The 19755-nt window shown below is 67.5% G+C and carries 20 protein-coding genes; 3 read left to right on the forward strand and 17 right to left on the reverse strand.

Annotated elements, in window-relative coordinates; genetic code table 11:
• Positions 1-33: 33 nt before the first annotated feature.
• The 14 genes from panD to dacB form a co-directional block, all read right to left on the reverse strand.
• Positions 34-480 (reverse strand): aspartate 1-decarboxylase, encoded by a 447-nt coding sequence (gene panD, locus EJO69_RS06675; protein WP_126040421.1) that lies wholly within the window; start codon positions 478-480, stop codon positions 34-36.
• A complete protein-coding gene (panC, locus tag EJO69_RS06680; RefSeq protein ID WP_342769198.1) occupies positions 473-1288 on the reverse strand; it encodes a pantoate--beta-alanine ligase in 816 nt (271 codons plus the stop codon). The genes panD and panC overlap by 8 nt, the downstream gene beginning before the upstream one ends.
• A 160-nt stretch (positions 1289-1448) precedes the next feature.
• Positions 1449-2306: a Rossmann-like and DUF2520 domain-containing protein gene (locus tag EJO69_RS06685; protein WP_126040425.1), complete on the reverse strand. Its 858-nt coding sequence runs from the start codon at positions 2304-2306 to the stop codon at positions 1449-1451.
• On the reverse strand, positions 2303-3859 hold the full coding sequence (locus EJO69_RS06690) for a PH domain-containing protein (RefSeq protein ID WP_126040427.1): 1557 nt from the start codon (positions 3857-3859) through the stop codon (positions 2303-2305). Before EJO69_RS06690 ends, EJO69_RS06685 begins: the two co-directional genes overlap by 4 nt.
• Positions 3856-4347 carry a PH domain-containing protein gene (locus EJO69_RS06695; RefSeq protein ID WP_126040429.1) on the reverse strand — a complete coding sequence of 164 codons (492 nt, stop codon included), beginning with the start codon at positions 4345-4347 and terminating at the stop codon, positions 3856-3858. Before EJO69_RS06695 ends, EJO69_RS06690 begins: the two co-directional genes overlap by 4 nt.
• Before the next feature lie 35 nt (positions 4348-4382).
• Positions 4383-4844 carry a DUF3180 family protein gene (locus EJO69_RS06700; RefSeq protein ID WP_126040430.1) on the reverse strand — a complete coding sequence of 154 codons (462 nt, stop codon included), beginning with the start codon at positions 4842-4844 and terminating at the stop codon, positions 4383-4385.
• Positions 4841-5695, reverse strand: a complete 855-nt coding sequence (folK, locus tag EJO69_RS06705; protein WP_126040432.1) for a 2-amino-4-hydroxy-6-hydroxymethyldihydropteridine diphosphokinase — start codon at positions 5693-5695, stop codon at positions 4841-4843. Before folK ends, EJO69_RS06700 begins: the two co-directional genes overlap by 4 nt.
• On the reverse strand, positions 5688-6458 hold the full coding sequence (gene folP, locus EJO69_RS06710; RefSeq protein WP_245993522.1) for a dihydropteroate synthase: 771 nt from the start codon (positions 6456-6458) through the stop codon (positions 5688-5690). The genes folK and folP overlap by 8 nt, the downstream gene beginning before the upstream one ends.
• A 4-nt stretch (positions 6459-6462) precedes the next feature.
• Positions 6463-7029, reverse strand: coding sequence for a GTP cyclohydrolase I FolE (gene folE, locus EJO69_RS06715; RefSeq protein WP_126040434.1), 567 nt, complete (start codon positions 7027-7029; stop codon positions 6463-6465).
• Positions 7026-9146, reverse strand: a complete 2121-nt coding sequence (ftsH, locus tag EJO69_RS06720; RefSeq protein ID WP_126042409.1) for an ATP-dependent zinc metalloprotease FtsH — start codon at positions 9144-9146, stop codon at positions 7026-7028. Before ftsH ends, folE begins: the two co-directional genes overlap by 4 nt.
• Positions 9136-9690 carry a hypoxanthine phosphoribosyltransferase gene (hpt, locus tag EJO69_RS06725; protein WP_126040436.1) on the reverse strand — a complete coding sequence of 185 codons (555 nt, stop codon included), beginning with the start codon at positions 9688-9690 and terminating at the stop codon, positions 9136-9138. Before hpt ends, ftsH begins: the two co-directional genes overlap by 11 nt.
• A gap of 35 nt (positions 9691-9725) precedes the next feature.
• Positions 9726-10733, reverse strand: a complete 1008-nt coding sequence (gene tilS / locus EJO69_RS06730; RefSeq protein ID WP_126040438.1) for a tRNA lysidine(34) synthetase TilS — start codon at positions 10731-10733, stop codon at positions 9726-9728.
• Positions 10709-11668, reverse strand: coding sequence for a zinc-dependent metalloprotease (locus tag EJO69_RS06735; RefSeq protein WP_164519892.1), 960 nt, complete (start codon positions 11666-11668; stop codon positions 10709-10711). Before EJO69_RS06735 ends, tilS begins: the two co-directional genes overlap by 25 nt.
• Positions 11634-12851 (reverse strand): D-alanyl-D-alanine carboxypeptidase/D-alanyl-D-alanine endopeptidase, encoded by a 1218-nt coding sequence (dacB, locus tag EJO69_RS06740; RefSeq protein WP_126040442.1) that lies wholly within the window; start codon positions 12849-12851, stop codon positions 11634-11636. The genes EJO69_RS06735 and dacB overlap by 35 nt, the downstream gene beginning before the upstream one ends.
• 220 nt (positions 12852-13071) lie before the next feature.
• Here dacB and EJO69_RS06745 point away from each other — a divergent pair, with 220 nt between their 5' ends.
• Positions 13072-13572, forward strand: coding sequence for an inorganic diphosphatase (locus tag EJO69_RS06745; RefSeq protein ID WP_126042411.1), 501 nt, complete (start codon positions 13072-13074; stop codon positions 13570-13572).
• Between the two features lie 54 nt (positions 13573-13626).
• Here EJO69_RS06745 and EJO69_RS06750 read toward each other — a convergent pair whose 3' ends face one another.
• The gene (locus EJO69_RS06750) at positions 13627-14118 is read right to left on the reverse strand and encodes a DUF1648 domain-containing protein (protein ID WP_126040444.1); all 492 of its coding nucleotides are present in this window, start codon (positions 14116-14118) and stop codon (positions 13627-13629) included.
• A 104-nt stretch (positions 14119-14222) separates the two neighbouring features.
• On the reverse strand, positions 14223-15629 hold the full coding sequence (locus EJO69_RS06755) for a C40 family peptidase (RefSeq protein ID WP_126040446.1): 1407 nt from the start codon (positions 15627-15629) through the stop codon (positions 14223-14225).
• A gap of 482 nt (positions 15630-16111) precedes the next feature.
• Between EJO69_RS06755 and EJO69_RS06760 the strand changes: the two genes are divergently transcribed.
• Entirely contained in the window at positions 16112-17392 is a 1281-nt protein-coding gene (locus EJO69_RS06760) for an O-acetylhomoserine aminocarboxypropyltransferase/cysteine synthase family protein (RefSeq protein WP_126040448.1), read from the forward strand.
• A 103-nt stretch (positions 17393-17495) separates the two neighbouring features.
• On the forward strand, positions 17496-18626 hold the full coding sequence (gene metX / locus EJO69_RS06765; RefSeq protein WP_245993839.1) for a homoserine O-acetyltransferase MetX: 1131 nt from the start codon (positions 17496-17498) through the stop codon (positions 18624-18626).
• Between the two features lie 30 nt (positions 18627-18656).
• On the opposite strand, the gene EJO69_RS06770 is transcribed toward metX, so the two are convergent.
• Positions 18657-19619: an IS481 family transposase gene (locus EJO69_RS06770; RefSeq protein ID WP_126037551.1), complete on the reverse strand. Its 963-nt coding sequence runs from the start codon at positions 19617-19619 to the stop codon at positions 18657-18659.
• Positions 19620-19755 lie beyond the last annotated feature (136 nt).

A 19755-nucleotide genomic window follows, 5' to 3' on the forward strand; every position in this document is an offset into this window, starting at 1 on the left:
GGCCCTCACTCATACCGGTCGACATCGGCCGCCTCAGGCGAGCTCGCGGTACTCCTCGAAGGGGATACCAGTGGAGTGCAGCCCGCGCACGTTGGCCGGGACCTGACCCGGCTCGTCGCCGCGGTCGATGATCGCATTGTTCTCGTCGACGAAGACGACGTGCGGAGTGTACACGCGGGCCGTCGCATCATCGAGCGCGCTGTAGGCGATGAGGATGACAATGTCGCCCGTCTCGATGAGGTGGGCGGCGGCCCCGTTGATCTGGAGCGTGCCGCTGCCCCGCTCCGCGGGGATCGTGTAGGTCGTGAGCCGGGCGCCGTTGGTGACGTCGACGATGTCGACGGCCTCCCCGGGCAGGATGTCGGCGGCGTCGAGGAGGTCCGCGTCGACGCTCACTGAGCCGACGTAGTGCAGGTCGGCTGCGGTGACGGTGGCGCGATGGATCTTGCCGGTCATCATCGTGCGCATGCGCTCAGCCAAAGGACACCTCCATGTTGTCGATGAGGCGGGTTGCTCCCACCCGTGCGGCGACGATCGCGAGACCGCTCCGCGCGTTCGACGATACTCCGAGGAAGGTGCCCGCGTCGACGATCGTGGCGTAATCGACGTCAACCCCATCGGCCGCTTCCAGCGACTCGGTGAGGGCCTTCTGCGCAGCCTCGGGCCCTCCCGCCGCTGCCTCGCGAGCACTCGTCAGGGCGCGCACGAGAGCGAGGGCGGCCGTCCTCTCCTCGGGGCTGAGGTAGGCATTGCGGGAGGAGAGCGCCAGCCCGTCGGTGTCGCGGACGATGGGGACGCCGACGATCTCGACCCCCATGTCGAGGTCCGCGACCATAGTCGTGACCAGGGCGAGTTGCTGGGCGTCCTTCCGGCCGAAGTAGGCCCTGTCCGGTCGGACGAGATTGAGCACCTTCGCCACGACCTGAAGGACGCCCGCGAAGTGGGTCGGCCGGGTCCTTCCCTCATACCGGGTCGCCACCTCGCCCGGGTTGATTGTGACGAGCGGGGCACGGCCGTACATCTCCTCGTCGCTCGGTGCGAAGACGATATCAACGTCCTCGAGCATGGCGAGGTCCTTCTCCAGGTCCCGCGGGTAGGCGTCGAAATCCTCCCCGGGGGCGAATTGGAGGGGATTGACGTAGATCGAGACGACGACCGTCTCGCACTCGGCCCGAGCGGCATCGACGAGGCGCCGGTGTCCCTCGTGCAGGGCGCCCATGGTCATGACCAGGCCGATGCTCCCCTCGGCTGATCGGACCCGCTCGACGAGCTCCTGTTTGGTTGTCACCAGTTTTTCCACGTGTCGAGTTTACTCCGCGGGCGAGATTGCGACACCGCCAGTACGTCCCGCGACCGAGGCGTGGAAGATGACGGATGAGCTGACGGCGGGCGCCGGCCGCGCGAGCCGGTCCGCTGGGCCCAGCCCCGCCATCCCGGCCGTGCGGATCTCAGTCCTCGAGGGCTGTCTTGATGTCTGCGGCGGTGGCCTCGGTGATGGTGCTCCGGAGAACGGCGCGGTCCGCAGTCGCAGAGGCGATTGCCCTGTACGTGGACAGGACATCCGGATACTCAGAGAGGACGTCGACGTGCTTCTCGATCGTCGGGACGTCTCCCCGGACCACCGGGCCGGTGAGGAGCGCCTCCCGTGACCGCAGGGCCCCATCGACACTTGCACCGACGAGCGGGCCGAGGAAGGCCCCCGGATCGTCGATCCCCGCCTCCTCGAGCATCCTCATCGCCTGGGTGACGACGGTGACGACGTGGTTGCCGCCGTGGGCGAGGGCGGCGTGATAGAGGGCGCGCCTCTCGGAGGGCACCTCGAAGGGGATGCCCTCGATCTCCGTGACGAGCGCCTGGGCCACCGGCAGGATCGTTGCCGGCCCGGAGACGGCGAACGGGCAGTCGACGAGCCTCGACAGGTCGAGGGAGGTGCCCGTGAAGGTCATGGCGGGGTGGATGGCGAGTCCGAGCGCCCCCATCGCAGCCGCCGGGGCGAGCACCTCGACGCCCATGCTTCCGGCGGTGTGGACGACGAGATGTCCTGGTTGCCAGGCGCCCGCCTTCGCAAGCCCCTCGACGAGGCCGGGCAGCTCCCGGTCGGGCAGTGCGAGGAGGACGAGCTCGCAGGTGCGGACGATCTCCTCAACATCCTGGAGCGGGACGCCAGGCAGGAGCACCTCGGCACGCTCAATGGACTCCTCGGAGCGCGCATGCGCCGCCACGATCGTGTGGCCGGCCCTGCCCAGGGCAGCGCCGAGGACGGCGCCCACTCGGCCGGTCGAGATGATGCCGACGCCGAGCTTCATGCGACACCCACTCGCGCCGCCCATTCCTCGATCGATTCACGATCGTCGACCGCGCGGGCCGCAAGGCCGATCTGCCGCTCCTCCGCGAGAAGCGCGTGGACCTGGTCCAGGCTGAAGTTCGAGCCGTACCAGGCCGTGTCGCCCGCGACGAGCGAGAGCTGGAAGGTGGCGAGGCCGAGGCGCGCCTGGAGGGGGCCCTGGGTGGCCTTGAGGCCCTGCCAGTGACCGTGCAGCGCGACCGTCACCTGGCGGGTGAGCCAGCCGTCCCGGTGGACCGCGACCGTCGGGGTGAGGACGATGCCGTTGCGCCTGATGCGGAACGGGTCGAGATATCTTGCCGAACGCGGGGCCGGCGCGAAGAAGCGCGAGGGTCCCGTCCCGGACAGGGCATCCTCAAAGAAGCCCGCCAGATCATCGATCCCGAGCGAGGGAATGATGGTCCACATGAGGTCGAGGGCGTCGGACCTCTTACCGACGGGGAGGATGATGCTCTTCGTCATCGCGTCGCTGACCGATTCCCCATCGGAGAGGACCGACCCGGCGATGAGGATCTTGACCTTCCACCAATCCTTCTTGCGCCACAGCAGGGGCTGGGTGAGGGTGACGGCGTGGATGCGGCGGGGCGGGATCGTCTGCGTCGTCGTCGTCGTGAGGCCGCGGCGGACGCGGATGCCATCCTTCGTGAGGAACAGCTTGAGGCCGTGGTTGAGGTTGAACTGGCCCCACAGGGCGGCCAACGCGCCGAACAGGGCGACGAGGAGTCCGATGGAGAAGCCCTCGGCGAAGAAGATGAGGGGCACGAGGATGGCGCTCACGGCGCCGAGGGTGGCGATGAGGGCACCGGAGAGGAGCATCGAGCCGACCAGGCGGCCCGTCGGCAGCCGGTAGAACGGCCGCTCATCCATGTACGCGTCATCCGGGTCGTACATGCTGGTCTCGGTCTCGGTCCTCTCGACCTCGAACTGTGCGCCCGTGCGTGCGGCTGCCGCGATGCGGAGGATCTGCGTCCGCAGAGCATGGATGTCGTTCATCTTCAACAGGCCGAGCGAGAGGTTGCCGCCACTCGCAGCGGAGTCGATCATGATCGATCCGAGGCCGAGGATGCGGGGGATGATGCCCTGCTTGATCTCGACCGATTGGATCCTGTCCCACCGCACGTGCCGGTGGGTGACGGAGAAGATCCCGGAGCGATGGTGAACGCCTGAGGATGCGAGCACGTACGACTGCCTGCGCCATGTCAGCCAGGAGATGAGGATGACGAGCAGCGACAGCGCGAGGAGGACGGCGGCGGCGATGAGGATGACGGTCGAGGTAATCCCGGTGATCGCCTCCCACACCTCCCCCATCCCGTCCTCGAGGATCTGAAGGAGGAAGGAGAAGCTCGCGGCGACGAGCGCCGCCCACAGCTTCCACAGGCTCAGGAGCGGGGTTGCCCAGTGGAAGCGCGACCAGTCCTCGTCGGGGATGGCCTGCGCGGCGACCTCCGGGGGTGCAGCATCTTCGGCCGGAGCGACATGCCCGAACGGGAGCCCGTCGACGCCCTGATCGTTCACAGTCCCTCCATCTTCGTCGTGCCGAGCTCGGTCAGGCGACGCCGCAGTCGATCCGCCTCATCCCGGGGCACACCCGGGATCTCCGCATCCGCCGATGTCGAGGCTGTCTCCATGGTGATCGTCGCCAGCCCGTACCTGCGCTGGAGCGGGCCGTCCTCGACCTTGACCTCCTGCATGCGGCCATAGGGCACGACGTCGAGCTGACGGAACATGATGCCGCGGCACACGATGAGCTCCTCATCGGTCTCGTGGTAGCCCGTGTAATAGACGGCCCGCACCTTGACGGCGGTGATGGTGATGGCGAGAGCGAGAAGCGCCGCGAGGCCGATGGGGATCCAGATCAGGTCCGTCCACAGGACGAGGGAGACGACGAGCACGACGGCGATGGGGACGATCCACACGAGGCCGAGGATCGCCCGCACCTTCGCGTGGTCGGTGGAGATTCGAACGAAGTTCACGCCCGGTGCGAGCGGAGTCCTGACAGTCATGGTGCCAGGTTAACGGAGCGTCCACCGCGACGCGATCAGGCACCCGCCGCGGCGGCCGGCGGCTCATCCTCGTTCTCGTCGATCGAGCACCACCATTCGCCAAGGAGGCCGGCCCCACCGAGGGCGACGGATGTCAGCCCCATCCACAGCGCCCGCGCGGACTGTTCATCGAGGTATGCGGCGTGGCTGCCATCGACGGCCAGCCAGGCGCCGACGCCGATCCCGCCGAGCAGCATCCCGCCGCGGCCGCAGGCCTGGCTGAGAATCGCGATCCGCGCGGCCGTGAGGGCGTTCACGCGGGCCGGCCCGCCCTTCGCCAGGCTCCGCACCTGCCAGGCCGACGCCAGGACGGCGACGGCGAGTAGGAGCGGCAGTGTCCACGCGAACGGCGGGATCGACACGAGTGGCATCGCCGAATCGAGCCAGACGGAGACGCCGAGCAGAGCGGCGAGCAGGCCGAGGACGAACCAGGACCCCATCTGGACCGGCGACGTCATCTGATCGGCTTCCCCCGGAGGTGACCCCACGGGTCGACCTCGGCCCAGGGCTCCATAACGAAGTTCCGCAGGTGGGCCCGCGGGTGGGGCAGTGTGAGGTCGGGGTCGTCGGACGTGATCTCGCGGTCCGCGATCTTGTAGGAGATGAGGTCGAGGTCGAGGGTGCGTGGGCCCCAGTGCTCCTCACGGGTCCGGCCCTGCTCATCCTCGATCCGCTGCAGTTCTGCGAGGAGTCCGAGCGGTGACAGTCTCGTCCGGCCGATCATGACCGCGTTGATGTAGTTCGGCTGGGTCGGCTGGCTGGGCGCCACCTCAGCCGGCGTGACACGCGTGCGAGACATCTGCTCGTACTCAAGGATCCGTGCGAGCTTCGCGGCGCCGATCTCGACCTGCGTGACCGGGTCGCCGAGGTTCGAGCCGATGCCGACCACGACCTCGGCGGCGGGCTTCGGGGTGGCGAGAAGGACGCCGAGCCGCCGGATCGACACCGAGACGTCACCGAACGTGTGCGGAATCGGTGCGGAGGGTTTGTGGACGGTGACGTCGACCGCGAGCGCGCCGGTCGCGAGCGCGGATTCGGCAATCCGCTCGGCGAGGGTCTCGATGAGGTCGACGGGCTCGCCGGTGATGAGGCGCACCGCCTCGTCGGCCACGTCCGCGTAGCTGATCGTGTCGCTGAGGTCATCGCTCGCCGCGGCGCGGGCCGTTGTCGTGTGGAGGACGATGTCGACCGTGAAGTCCTGGCCCTCCGCCTTCTCGTGATCGAAGACGCCGTGGCGGCCTCGTGCGGTGAGGCCGGTGAGCTCGATCCGGTCGGCGAGGGCTCCGGTGGGGAGATGAAGGTCAGGCATGGATCCTCCGAGCGATCTCGAGTGCGGCAGCGGTCATCCTCGCCTCGTGGACCCGGACGCCCCATACTCTCCCGTGGAGGAGGGCGCTGACCGTGGCCGTGGACTGGTCCCTGTCGGCGTCGACGGCGGCGAGGAAGCGCTTGCGGGAGTGGCCGATGAGCCACCGTCCGGGCAGCCGTTCCGTCAGCTCATCGAGTCTTCCGAGCACCTCCCAGTCCTGGTCCCCCACCTTGGAGAAGCCGAGGCCCGGGTCGAGGATGAGGCGGGCCGGATCGATTCCGGCGGCTGTCGCCCTCTCGATCGCGACCGTCATCTCATCCGCGATGTCGGCGATGATGTCATCATAGACGGCGGTCTCGTTCGTCGTCACCGCCCCACCGCGGGAATGCTGGAGGACGTAGTCGGCACCGGAGTCGGCGACGACACGATGGATGTCGGGCTCGATCCTGCCGCCCGTCACGTCGTTGATGATCGCCGCGCCTGCGGCGATGGCACGAGCGGCCGTCCGTGCGTGATACGTGTCGACGGAGACCGTGATGCCGTCCGAGACGAGGCCGGCAAGGACCGGTTCGATGCGAGCCCACTCGGCATCGGCTCCGATGCTCTCCGCACCCGGCCGGGTGGATTCCCCACCCACGTCGACGATCGTCGCGCCATCGGCGATGAGCTGCCGGCCCCGGGCCAGAGCCCGGTCGGCCGTGTCCCACTTCCCGCCGTCCGAGAACGAGTCGGGTGTGACGTTGAGGATGCCGAGGATCTCCACGGCTCTACCTGCTCATGATGAGGCTCATGGCCTCCGCACGGGTGGCCGCGCTCCTCATGACGCCGCGCACGGCAGACGTGACGGTGCGGGCACCGGGCTTGCGGGCCCCGCGCAGCGACATGCACATGTGCTCCGCCTCGACGACGACGATCGCGCCGCGCGCCCCGAGGGGATCCATGAGCGCGTCCGCGACGCTCGATGTGAGGCGCTCCTGGATCTGGGGGCGGCGGGCGTACCCGTCGACGAGCCGTGCCAGTTTCGACAGGCCGGTAACGGTGCCGTCCTCGCTGGGGATGTAGCCGACGTGGGCGACGCCGTAAAACGGCAGGAGATGGTGTTCGCACATCGAGTACACGGAGATGTCCTTGACGAGGATCATCTCCTGGTGGTCGACCTCGAAGGAGGCGGACAGGACCTCTCGCGGGTCCTCGTGCAGTCCGGAGAAGATCTCCCGGTAGGCCCGCGCCATCCGGGCCGGAGTGTCGCGCAGACCGTCACGGTCGGGGTCCTCACCGATGGCGACGAGCAGGTCGCGGATCGCGGTCTCGACGCCCTGGAAGTTGAATGTCACGAATCCTCCGGATAATCGATGGGTGGGATGGTCGAGATCGGCCGATCGTCCGAGCTCAGCCAGAGGGGACGCTCGGGCGACTTGATGACGGACGAGAAGAGCTCCGCCAACTCCTTCTCGAGCATCGTCTCCTTCTCGAGGAGTCGCGTCGCGAGCTCATCGAGGATGTGGCGGTTCGTCGTCATGATCTCCCAGCACTCGTCGTGCGCGGCATCGATGAGGTGACGCACCTCCTGGTCGATGACATGGGCCATCCGATCCGAGTACTCCGCGGGTCCGCCGCCGGCGGACCTCGTCATCGGGTCCGAGTCGTCCGCGACGAGCCGGACGGCGCCGACCCGGGCCGACATGCCGTACTCGGTCACCATCTTGCGGGCGATGCTCGTCGCCTTCTGAATGTCGTTCGATGCCCCGGTCGTCGGGTCGTGGAAGACGAGCTCCTCGGCGACGCGCCCGCCGAGCGCATAGACGAGCTGGTCGAGCAGCTCATTGCGCGACGTTGAATAGCGGTCCTCGGTCGGCATGACCATCGTGTAGCCGAGTGCCCTGCCGCGGGGCAGGATCGTCACCTTCGTGACAGGGTCCGTGTGGTTGAGCGCGGCGGCCGCGAGAGCGTGACCACCCTCGTGGTACGCGGTCATCCGCTTCTCATCTGGGTTCATGACCCGGGTGCGGCGCTGGGGGCCTGCAATGACGCGGTCGATCGCCTCGTCGAGGTCATTGAGCGTCACGACATCCTGGCCTGCGCGGGCGGCGAGGAGCGCCGCCTCGTTCATGAGGTTCGCGAGATCCGCCCCGGTGAATCCGGGCGTGCGGCGGGCGATCGATTCGAGCTCGATGCCCTCGGCGATCGGCTTGCCCTCGGCGTGGACCTGGAGGATCTTCGTCCGGCCCGGCAGATCCGGGGCGTCGACGGCGATCTGGCGGTCGAAGCGGCCCGGGCGCAGCAGCGCCTGGTCGAGGACGTCGGGCCGGTTCGTGGCGGCGATGAGGATGACGTTCGTCGTCGCGTCGAAGCCGTCCATCTCCACCAGCAGCTGGTTGAGCGTCTGCTCGCGCTCGTCATTGCCGCCGCCGACGCCGATGCCGCGGGAGCGGCCGACGGCGTCGATCTCGTCGACGAAGATGATGGCGGGGGCGGACTGCTTCGCCTTCGTGAAGAGGTCACGCACGCGGGAGGCACCGACGCCGACGAACATCTCGACGAATTCGGAGCCGGAGATGGAGAAGAAGGGCACCTGCGCCTCGCCCGCCACTGCCTTGGCGAGGAGGGTCTTGCCCGTTCCGGGCGGGCCGTAGAGCAGCACACCCTTCGGGATCTTCGCGCCCATGTTGCGGAACTTCTCGGGCTTCTCGAGGAACTCCTTGATCTCGCCGAGCTCTTCGACGGCCTCGTCGACGCCGGCGACGTCCTCGAACGTCACGTCCGGCATCTCCTTGTCGAGGCCGGCGCCCCGGTTCTTGATCTTGCCGAAGCCGCCCATGCCGCCCTGCTGGAGCTTGGGCAGGAGGAAGATGAAGAAGCCGAGGATGATGAGGAGCGGGATCGCCATGATGAGGAGCGACGCCCAGATCGAATCCTGCGGGACGACCGAGTTGTAGCCGTTGGTCGGCTCCGCCTCCGCCACGAGCCGAGCCACCTGCTCATCCTGGGGGTCGACGTACTGGAAGGCGACCCGGTCGCCGGCCTCCTGCTCCTCCCCCTCAGCGTCGGTGACGGTCACCTCGTCGGCCAGGTCCAGGCGGACGGTCTGTGCACCCTCGGTGATGACGGCGCGCTCGACGTCACCCGGCTCCGCATCCTGGAGGATGGCGATGCCCTCCGAGGTCGAGATCGGCGTGTATTCGCTCTGCCCGAAGAAGAGGTAGTAGAAGGCGAGGATGAAGAGCGGGGTGAGGAGCCACGGGAACCACGAGCGCTTCTCGGGCTGGCCCTTGTTCGGCTTCTTCCCGTCGCTCTTCTTCTTGTCGTCGCCCTTCCTGCCGCCCGGCTGCGGGCCCTCGGGGCCGCGCCCGGCCGGCGGGCCGGGCTTCTCCGGGGACTGCCCGTCGGGGCTCGTCGACCCGCCCTGCCAGGGCTTCAGCTGCGTGCGGCGCTGCCGCTTGTCATCCGCCATAGACATGCGGCGCCAGAGTGCCGATGAAGGGCAGGTTCCGGTACTTCTGGTCGTAGTCGAGGCCGTACCCGACGACGAACTCGTTGGGGATGTCGAAGCCGACGTACTCGACGTCGATGTCGACCGATGCCGCATCCGGCTTCCTCAGGAGCGTCGCGATCTCGACGGACGCGGGGCCGCGGGATTCCAGATTGGTCTTGAGCCAGGACAGGGTGAGCCCGGAGTCGACGATGTCCTCGATGATGAGGACGTGCCTGCCCTCGAGGTCGGTCTCGAGGTCCTTGAGGATGCGGACCACGCCGGACGATCTCGTACCGGAGCCGTAGGACGACACCGCCATCCAGTCCATCGTGAGCGGGGTGTGGAGCTTCCTCGTCAGATCCGCCATGACCATGACAGCGCCCTTGAGCACTCCGATGACGAGAATCTCACGGCCCTCATAGTCGCGATCGATCTCGGCGGCAAGCTCATCCAGCCGGCTCGAAATCTGCTCTTCCGTGATGAGGATCTCCTTGAGATCCTCGCCCATATCCGTCGAATCCACGAATATTCCTTCCTCAATGGCTGCTTGCGTTTATGCTACTCCACGACCGGCACGAGGCAGTCGCGTGTTCTCGCTACGCGCAGTCCGGGAACGTCGATGCCCTTGCCGGTCTCACCATCGAGGAGCCGGTCCACGGCTGCCACGTGCCAACCGGTCAGCTCACCGGCCCGCGCCCCGAGACCCAGCAGCCAGGCCCGCAGCACGCGCGTCCGGATTGCGGCGTGCAGGGGCCTCAGCGCCTCGAGCGCCAGCCCCTCGCCCGCGCGAGCACCGGCGAGGGCGGCGTCGGCCGCCCCGTCGATGTAGTCGAGATCGTCCTGGAGGAGCGACGCTGTCCGAGCGAGCGGCCCACGCACGTCGAGACCCAGCGCCTCCGACAGGGCAGGCAGCGCCCGATCCCGCACGGCGGCCCTCCGCAGCGGCCGACCGTCGGCCGCGCGCCATGGCCCATCGGCTCTATTCGAGGGATCCTCCCACCACGAGGCACCCCAACCCCGCAGAGCATCCTGCAGAGCCACCCGGGTCAGTGCGAGGAAAGGCCGGGCGAAGGGAACATCATCCGTGCCCGGCAGCAGGCCCCGTGGCCTCATGCCGGCGATCGAGCGGGGGCCACTCCCCCGGCCGAGTCCCATGAGCACGGTCTCGGCCTGATCGTCGAGCGTATGCCCGAGGAGGACGAGGGCGGGCCCGCCGACCCTGCGGGCCTCGCCGGCGATCGCCCGGTATCGCTCCGTCCGGGCGCTGCCCTCGGGGCCTTCGGCGCCGGAGGGGTCGATGCGGATCGATCGGGCGGGCATGTGCCTCTCCAGCACCTCAACGAGCTCCGCCGCTCTCTCCGCCGATCCGGGGAGGATGCCGTGGTCGATGGTCACCGCACGGGGAAGGACGGCGGCGGGCTCGGCCTCTGCGGCGACGGCGAGCGCCACGGCCAGGGAGTCCGAACCGCCGGAGCAGGCGACGAGCACAGAGGTCCCGGGGTCGAGCTCGGCGAGGACGGCACGAACCGCCTGGCGCGCGGCTAGGACAGCACGCGCGAAGCCCACGACTGCGGGTCCTTCACCTCGGCAGCGCTCGGCAGGTGGAGGGGGCTGCGCCAGATCTCGTTGAAGCCCTCGTGCCCCTCGGCGGCGATGATCGCCGACACGAACCGCTCTCCGTCGGCATACTGGTCGAGCTTGAGGTCGATCCCGAGCAGCCGGTTGATCTGCTTCGACACGGCGGAGCCCCGCCCGCGCCGAGCCGCGACGGCGGCGGTGATCCGCCTGCGCGACGGTATCCGTGCGATCGGCACGGCGTTCATCACATGCTCCGCGTGCCCCTCGAGGACCGCCATGAGGGCGAGGAGGTCACCGAAGGCATCATCATCGGCCCCATCCTCAAGGGAGTCGATCGCGATCTGAACCTTGGCGATGATGACGTCCTTGAGCCAGTTGGCGGCCGCGAACTGGAAGGCATGGGTGAATTCGTGGACGCTCACGAACAGCTGCACGTCCATGATGTCGAGATTCCACTCGGTCGCGAATTCCCAGATGTTCGGGGCGACGAGGAGGAGCCTGCCGGCGATGGGGAGGCCCCGGCCCGGCAGTGCTGTCAGCGCGAACGGATCATACTGGCCGAGGATGCGGGGGGCGAGGAACGCGAGTGCTCCCGCGAGCTCCTCGGAGGCCAGCCGGTCGGCGAACCGGCCGCCGTCGACGACATCATCAAGAAGCGGCGCAACCGAGACGGCTGCCGCCTGCGCCCACCCTGGCCGGGCGAGCACCGACACCGGGGTGGCGGCGACCGTGTCGGTGAGATCGTGCAGGTGTGTCACATCGGCGACCACCTCGGGCGCCATTGCGGCGGCCCGCCGCAGCCCCGTCGCGACAGCGCGGGCCTTCGCGGGCGTGATGGTCGGGCCCGATCCGGAGAGCTGGCGCACCCGGCGGTAGACGATCGTCGGATCAACCGGCATGATCTTCTCCCCCTGCGAGCGCATTGAGCGCCTCATCGATGGCGGGACGCACGATCGCCGTCGTCCCCGACTCTAGATCATCGATGAGGATCGAGAAGGCCAGGACCTGGCCCTGACGGGTCGTCACATAGCCCGACAGCGAGTTCGTCTCGACGAGGGTTCCGGTCTTCGCCCGGACAAGGCCGCCAGCCTCCATACCCGAGAAGCGCTCCACGAGAGTCCCGCTCAGGCCCGCGACGGGCATGCTGTGCGGCAGGGAGGCCAGCGGGCAGGACGTGCACGCTCCTCCCTCGACGAGAACCTCCGTCAGAAGGGCCGCGCTCACACGGTTGTCCATCGACAGCCCCGCGGTATCCGACATGATGAGTCCGGTCGTGGTGAAGCCCTGCTCGGCCAGCGAATCGCGGACGGCCCTCGCGGATCCGTCGAAGGTGGCCGGCAGGCCACGTTCGATGGCAACGAGATGGCCGAGCGCCTCGGCCATCGAGTTATCCGAGATCGTCAGGCAGTGGTCGACGAGGTCGCGAATGGGGGCGGAGTGGACGACGCCCGCGGGTTCGGCTGAGGCCGGCGCGGCGGCCGTGCCGACCGCCCGCACCTCGATGCCGCGCTCGCGGAGCCGCTCGGCGAAGACGGCGCCGGCATCGATGTCCGGGGTCGCGGAGTAGAAGCCGTCGATCCGGCCGCGGTCGATCGCCAGCGGTCTCATCGGCATGATGTAGGACCGGTCGATGCCCTGGACGACGTCGTTGTAGTCGGCGCCCGAGAACAGGCTGGAGTCGACGTTGAGGTCGATCGAGGTCACGCCGCGGGCGGCCAGCTCATCTGCCGCCTGGTCGGCCAGGCCGCCGAGACCGGCGCGGCCGAGCTGTGCATGCGGATCGCCCTGGTCCGGCGCCAGGTAGATGTCGCCGCCGCCGACGAGATAGAGGGTGTCGCCCGCGAGACGTGCGGACGTGGGGAGTGTCGTGTCGGGGCCCAGCTCCGCGAGCGCCGCCGCCGATGTGAGGATCTTGATGCTCGAGGCGGGCACCTTTCCCTCATCCCCCGCCATGTCGAACAGCAGGCTCCCGTCGAGGTCGCGGACGACGAATGAGGTGCTTCCGGTGTTCCTAGAGTCCTCCGCCAAACGCTGAGCAATGGCCGCAATCGTCTCCGAGGAAATGCCCTCGACGGCCTCCGACTGCGGAACGTCTGCGTCAAACACCTCGAAATCAGCGGCTTCAGGGTAGGCTCGTGGCTCTGACGGCTTGTCAGCTGCCGTGAGAATACCGGGGGCCACGTCAACTGCATCCGCGATGACGTAGCCTCCAAGTAGAATCAGGACAGCGACAATAACTGCCTGCGATCGTGCCTTCACCTTGTCAGTGTGTCACGATCGTTCAACGTTCACCACAAAGGAACCTGGAGCCAAAGGAGGCGTCATGTTGGAGTTCGATGTCACCATCGAGATCCCCAAAGGCAACCGGAACAAGTACGAAGTCGATCATAAGACTGGGCGCATCCGGCTCGATCGTATGCTGTTCACCGCCACTCGTTACCCCGACGACTATGGCTTCATCGACGACACCCTCGGAGAGGATGGCGACCCGCTGGACGCGCTCGTCCTTCTGGAGGAGCCGACATTCCCGGGCTGCGTCATCCGCTGCCGGGCGCTCGGCATGTTCCGCATGAAGGATGAGGCGGGCGGCGACGACAAGGTGCTGTGCGTTCCCTCCGGTGACCAGCGCGCCTCGTGGCGCGTCGATATCGATGATGTCTCCGAATTCCATCGCCTCGAGATTCAGCACTTCTTCGAGGTGTACAAGGATCTCGAACCCGGCAAGTCCGTCGAGGGAGCCCACTGGGTGGACCGTGCGGCTGCCGAGGAGGAGATCCGCGCCTCCTACCAGCGTGCCATCGACCAGGGCTATTACGACGATCACTGAGGGCTGACCACAGAGGTCACCTCCAACCGCCTCCTTGCATGACCCGGGTGTCGCTCAGTCGACATCCGGGTCTGTCTGTGCCCCCCGACGCAGGCGAATCATGCCAAGGAGGACGATGACGAGAGGTGCCAGAGCGATCGCGGCGCTGAGCCCCGGCGGTGCTGCGAAGCGTTCGGATTGGGCCAGCGGGGCCTCCCAGGCAAGCGCTGCGACGGAGAGAGCAAGAACTCCCAGCATCGTTCGCATCGGACCGATCAGCGCGCCCTTAGCCTCGGCACTGAGCTCCTGACCGTGCGCCGTCGCCGTGGCATGGAAGCGTGCGAGAAGCCAGAGGGCAGCGACGAGGATCGACATGGCGATCGGAACAGACCAGACCAGCCACCGGGGTCCCACGGCGTTCGTCTCGCCCGTAAGAGAGATATGGATCGGCACCTCGGCAGGGAGCTCGCCGACGATCGTGCCCGTGTACGCGACTGCAGACAGAGCGGCGAGCTGGGCGGCGGCGAACAGGATCCGGTGCCCCGCGCTGAGCGGCCTGTCCATCATTGCCTCGCCTCACCTCTTGAGGATTCACATTGTAGGGGAACCGGCATGCCGGCAATTCCGGACATAGGACTGGGGCGGGCCAATGGCCCGCCCCAGTCCACGAATCAGTCGCCGACGACGTTGCGGTACATCGGGCTGCCCCAGACCGCACGCTCCTGAGTGCCCATCGACGGGTTCCAGGCCGCGATGTGCGAGCCATTGCCGGTGTAGATGCCGACGTGGCCGGGCCACCACATGAGGTCGCCGGGGCGAGCCTGTGAGGCCGGGACCTGGGTGCCGTTGAACTGGGCTCCGTACGAGGACCGGGCAACAGTGATCCCGTGGTGGGAGTAGACGAAGTACGCGAAGCCGATGCAGTCCCAACCCGCGGGGGTGATACCGCCCCAGACGTACGGCGCTCCGACGAACTGTCGGGCATAGGCCACGATCGAATTGCGAACGTTCGAGCTGGGCTTCGGCGCGGGCGGAGGCTCCGGAGCCGGAGCAGGCGCTGGCGCGGGAGCAGGCGCTGGCGCGGGAGCAGGCGCCGGAGCAGGCGCTGGTGCCGGAGCAGGCGCTGGCGCGGGAGCAGGCGCTGGCGCCGGTGCCGGTGCTGGCGTGGGTGCCGGCGCAGGGGCCGGCGACGGAGTAGGTGCGGGCCCCGGTGCGGGCGCGGGTGCCTGCGGCTCGCGGGACTGCTGGTTGGCCGAGGACTGGATAGCCGCGGCCTCCTGCTGGGCGGCGGCCTGGGCCTGAGTCTCCTCGAGGAGGACGCGGCGCGACTCCTCCGCCTCGGCGATCCGCTGCTCTTCGAGAGCGGCGATGCGGGCTCGCTCCTCTTCCGCCTCGACGCCCTTCTGCTCGGCAATGGCGACGATGAGGGCTTCACGGCGACCCTCGGCCTCGGCCAGCTGCTCGGCGGCGGCGCGGAATGCATGCTCGGCGTCGCGCGCCGAGTCGTCAACCTGGGCTGCTGCGGCAGTCTGGGCCTCGGCGGCTGCCGCCGCCTGCTCCTCCATGGCCTCGGCCAGGTTGAGCTTCGCCTCGAACTCCTGGAGCCTGCTCTCGGCTGATTGCCCGAGACGGTCGTAAGCGAGCTGGCGCTCGTTCGCCTCCTGGAGTGAGCTCGCGGAGAGGTAGTTGCCGAACGGCACGGCATTCGCGCCGTCCCTGTACATCGCCGCGCCGACGCTGCCGAGGTTCTTTCGCGCCTCATCGACCTCCTCGAGGGCGGCATTCGCCGCCTCCTGCTTGTCGATGGCGTCGGTGATCGACTCGGCGAGTTCGGCCTGCGCGAGGATCTGGTCGCTCTCGGCCTGGGCCGCGGCCTCCGCGAGCGCGGTCGATTCTGCAGACAGGGAGGCGAGCTCCGCCTCGAGCTGCGCGAGCGACATCTCCATGTAACTGGACGCGGGAGCCGTGCTGTCGTCAGCGTCGTCTGCGAGAACGGCGGTGCCGCCCAGGAGGACCATGCTTCCGGCGATAGCCACGGCAAAAGCGGCCTGTACGGCGCGCCTGCTATTTCTGGCCACGTATTTCTCCTCGCCTCGTCGGCGTGTCGTCTTGACTGCGTCGTCAACAGATTCTTTTCCGATACTGACGCTATACCACTTGTGACCTTTTCGAAACATCTATTTCAATCTTCACAGCATTCACATCTGTCACATCCGTAACAGGAGCGCCGCGATGGCGAGATTCTGCGGCAAAACTGCCGTGACAGAATAGGGCTCTGTCGCGATCATTCTGCAATGTGACCAACGTCACCTTGGTGGGGTGGGGGTTCGGGAGTCTTCTCTTTATGGGCGCTCGTCCGATGAGTGAGACCGACCCCCGGTCGCTTTGCCGGATTCGGATCCGCCGCCTATGGTCGAGGTCATGTTCCGAATGTGTAACTGACGCGCGTCCTGCTTCAAGCCGACGCGCACCGATGCGCGTCTGCATCGGCCCAGCCATTTATCCGTGAGGCTGGAGTTGTTACACAACTTTGGCACTCCCTTATGCAATGAGAGAGATCATGACCCAAGCGAACTGGAACTTCGAGACCCTGCAGATCCATGCGGGCCAAACCCCTGATTCAGAGACTGGCGCTCGCGCGCTTCCCATCTACCAGTCGACGGCATTCGTCTTCGACGATGCAGCACAGGCCGCTGGCCGCTTCGCCCTGGCCGAGCCCGGCAACATCTACACCCGCATCACCAACCCCACCCAGGCCGCGATTGAGAATCGCCTGGCCGCTCTCGAGGGCGGTGCCGCCGGCCTCCTCCTCGCCTCCGGCCAGTCGGCCACGACGCTCGCGATCCTCAACATCGCCCAGGCCGGCGATCACGTCGTGGCGAGTCCATGGCTGTACGGCGGAACGCTCAACCTCCTCACCCACACGCTGACCCGCTACGGAATCGACGTCACGTACGTCGAGGGTCCGAGCGACCCGGACTCGTGGCGTGCGGCCGCGAACGAGCGCACGAAGCTGTTCTTCGGCGAGACCATCCCGAACCCGCGCGGCTCGGTGCTCGATCTCGAGGCGATCGCCGATGCTGCGCACGCAGAGGGTGTGCCCTTCATCGTCGACAACACGATCGCCACCCCCTACGTCACGCGCCCCTTCGAGCACGGCGCGGACGTCGTCATCCACTCGGCAACGAAGTTCCTCGGCGGGCACGGCACGTCGATGGGCGGCGTCGTCATCGAGAAGGGCGACTTCGATTGGAAGTCGGGCCGGTTCCCGACGATGTCGGAGCCCGATGCGTCCTACCACGGCATCACGTGGGGCGACCTCGGCGCGGGCGCCTTCGTCACCCGCATCCGCACCACCCTCCTGAGGGACATGGGGCCGGCAATCTCGCCGTTCAACGCCTTCCTCATCGGCCTCGGCGTCGAGACCCTGTCCCTGCGCATGGAGAAGCACCTCGAGAACACCCGGAAGGTTGCGGAGTTCCTCGAGGGCCACGATCAGGTCGAGTCGATCACGTGGGCGTCCCTGCCCTCCTCGCCCTACTACGATCTCGCCCAGAAGTACACGCCGAAGGGCGCCGGCTCGATCATCGCCTTCGTCCTCAAGGGCGGCAAGGAGGCCGGGGTCAGGTTCGTCGACGGCCTCACGCTCCACTCAAACGTCGCGAACATCGGTGATGTCCGCTCGCTCGTCATCCACCCCGCCTCGACCACGCACTCGCAGCTGACAGAGGCGGAGCTGGAGTCCGCCGGCGCGCCCGCGGGCCTCATCCGCCTGTCCGTCGGACTCGAGCACATCGACGACATCATCGCTGACCTCTCGCAGTCGTTCGACAGGCTCTGACATGGATCTGTCCCCCTCCTACCTCGTCGGCCACCCGCCGCTGCGCATCACCGATGCCGCGCCGATTCCGGATGCGGACACCGGCTACTATCCGCATGCCCGGATGCGCCTCCTGCCCGCCAGCGGGGCATGGCGGGAGGGGGACGATCCCGGGGACCGTCGGTTCGTCCACCTCGGCACCCAGGTCCTCGAGTCGGGCGACTCGCTCGATGTCACCGTTGCCTACGAAACGTGGGGCGAGCTGAATGAGGACCGCTCCAATGCGATCCTCCTCTGCCACGCCCTGACCGGCGACTCCCACGTCCGCAGCGAGGACGGCACCGAGGGCTGGTGGCCCGGCATCGTCGGCCCGGGCCGGGCGATCGATACCGACCGCTACTTCGTCGTCGTCCCCAACGTTCTCGGCGGCTGTCAGGGCACGACGGGCCCTGCCTCCCGCCACCCAGACGGCAAGCCGTGGGCACGCCGCTTCCCGCGGCTGACGGTGCGCGACCAGGTCCACACCGAAAAGGCCCTCATGGACCACCTCGGCGTGCCCTACTGGCATCTCGTCGCCGGCGCATCGGCCGGCGGCCACAGGGTCATGGAATGGCCCGCAACCTACCCGGACCATGTCGAGCAGTTCGCGGTGCTCGTCTCCGCCCCCGAGACGACGGCCGAGCAGATCGCCTACGCCCACCAGCAGATCCTTGCGATCAAGCTGGACCCGGCGTGGCGCGGCGGGGACTACTACGACGCCCCGGCCGGCAACGGACCCCATGCGGGGCTCGGCCTCGCCCGGGCGATCGCGCACACGACGTACCGATGTCCGACCGAGCTCGACACTCGGTTCGACCGGACGCCCCAGGAGGGCGAGGACCCGATGGCGGGCGGCAGGTTCTCCGTCCAGTCCTACCTCGACTATCACGGCTACAAACTCGCGGCGCGCTTCGACGCCAACTCCTATCTCACCCTGACGGAGACCATGCTCACCCACTCGATCGGTCGCGGCCGCGGCGGGGTCGACAGGGTCCTGAGCGAGATGACGGCACGTGCCCTTGTCGTCGCCGTCGACACGGACCGACTCTTCCATCCCGCCGATCAGGCGCGACTCGCAGAGGCGCTGCCGGGGTGTGAAGGGCTCGTGACGATCCATTCCGATCATGGCCACGACGGCTTCCTCGTCGAGAACGACCAGGTGACTGATCTGCTCTCCGGTTTCCTCCAAGGAGAGTCGCCGCGGGCCGTCAGCTGACACAATGAGCTCATGTGGTCACCCGATGTCCTAGGTGTAGTTCCCAGTGAGGTTGTGAACACGGTCTGAGGGAGTCTGTCCTCCGATTCCGGTGTGGGGTCGGTGATGATTGTAGTGGTGGAGCCAGGTGCTGTACGTTGCGGCCCTGGCTCCGTCGCTTTCGTACATCTGGGCGTAGGCCCACTCGGTGGCGAGGGTGCGGTTGAAACGTTCAACTTTCCCGTTGGTCTGGGGCCGATACGGACGAGTTCGACGATGTTTCACATCAGGTCCGAGCGCGGCTGCGAACGTTCGAGAGCGGTAACAAGACCCGTTATCGGTCATCACCGCCGCAACGGTCACTCCGGCCTGGGCGAAGAACATGCGCGCTCGGTGCCAGAACGCGGCGGCTGTTTCTTTCTTCTCGTCGGCAAGGATCTCGGAGTAGGCCAGACGCGAGTAGTCATCGACCGCGTGATGCAGAAACGCGTACCCGACGCCATGGCGACGGTTACGCTTGCCGTTGGCGCGTCCGAGCATGCGATGTCCACCACCGTCAGGGATGCGGCCGAGTTTCTTGATGTCGACATGCACAAGCTCGCCCGGACGCTGTTTCTCGTAGCGCACAGGGCGAGGCTTACGGACGGGCAGCCCTGTTGCCTGATCCACATGCGCTAACAGAGGCATCCGGTACCGGGTAAGGACGCGTTCGACCGTGGACCGCGGGATGCCCAGGTGGTAGCTGATCCGGTGCGGTCCCCACCGGCGGGTGAACCGCAGGCTGATGATGCGGTGCTCGCGCCGCTCCGCAAGCCTCATGGGTGAGTGATGCGGGCGCGAGGAACGATCCACGAGAGGTTCACCCGCGCGGTATCGGGACGCCCATTTCGATGCGGTGGCAGGTGAGACCTGGAATCGCTCCGCTGCGCGTCGGATCGACCATCCCTGATCGACGATCAGAGAAGCCAGGCGCTGCCTGCCCACAGGGGTCAATGGTGCGTTAGCGTGGGACATGAAGACCTCCGGTTACTGGATGCGAGTGTGGTAACCCACATCCTGCCGGAGGTCTTCATCTAACTCGAGCGTTCACAACCTCCCGAGGAACTACACCTAGGTCCAGGTTTCCAGTCCGTCACACTCCCGCTGCTCG

Source organism: Flaviflexus salsibiostraticola (assembly GCF_003952265.1).
In the GTDB taxonomy this organism is placed as follows: Bacteria; Actinomycetota; Actinomycetes; order Actinomycetales; family Actinomycetaceae; genus Flaviflexus; species Flaviflexus salsibiostraticola.